Origin of the sequence: Streptomyces hainanensis (genome assembly GCF_004348415.1) — a bacterium.
GTDB classification, from domain to species: Bacteria; Actinomycetota; Actinomycetes; order Streptomycetales; family Streptomycetaceae; genus Streptomyces; species Streptomyces hainanensis.
On record NZ_SMKI01000890.1, the window covers coordinates 1 to 792 of the forward strand.

Here is a 792-nt window from a genome sequence, read left to right on the forward strand (position 1 = left end):
TCCGAGGACTTCGGGGGTGAGGCTCCGGAGCTGGGCCTCGTTCACTGGTGGGGGCACTCCGTGGTGTTGGGGTGGGCGGTGAGGAAGGGGCGCAGTTCGAGCCACTCGTGGATCGGCTCGCCGCCGGCGCCGGGGGCGGCCGAGAGTTCGCCGGCCAGTTCGACGGCGCGCTCGTAGGTGTCGACGTCGATCACCATCCAGCCGGCGATCAGGTCCTTGGTCTCGGCGAACGGGCCGTCCGTGACGGGCGGGCGGCCCTCACCGTCGTACCGCACCCACGTCCCCTCGGGGGCGAGCGCCTGGCCGTCGACGAACTCGCCGGTCTTCTCCAGCCGGTCCGCGAAGTCCCGCATGTACGTCAGGTGGGCCGAGATCTCCTCGGGCGTCCACCGGGCCATCGGCACGTTGTTCACCGCGTCCGGTGCGCCGCGGTAGTGCTTGAGCAGCAGGTACTTGGCCATGGTGGGTCTCTCCTCGGCGTGCTGTGCGACCCATTCTGGTCGCGCTCACTACGGGGACGGAGCCGGGTCGGGGTTCTCGACATCGCCGACGCCAGCGGCGGAGAATTTTTTTCGCGGGCTCTCAGCCGCCCGGCGGCAGGTGGTCGCGGAACCAGTCGCGGGCCAGCTCCGCGACCACGGAGAGCGCGCCCGGCTCCTCGAAGAGGTGGGTGGCGCCTGGGACCACCGACAGGTGGTTCTCGCAGGTGAGCGACCGTTGGGCGGAGCGGTTGAGGTCGAGGACCTGGGGGTCGGAGCCGCCCACGACGAGGAGGGTGGGGGCGGTGACGTC

1 protein-coding gene and 1 pseudogene are annotated in these 792 nt (G+C 71.1%); both read right to left on the minus strand.

Translation table 11 applies throughout. The features are described 5' to 3' along the window. Positions 1-41: 41 nt before the first annotated feature. Positions 42-461, minus strand: coding sequence for a YciI family protein (locus E1283_RS36660; RefSeq protein ID WP_132822446.1), 420 nt, complete (start codon positions 459-461; stop codon positions 42-44). A gap of 121 nt (positions 462-582) precedes the next feature. After that, a pseudogene (locus E1283_RS36665) lies at positions 583-792 on the minus strand (phosphoribosyltransferase); the annotation flags it as partial.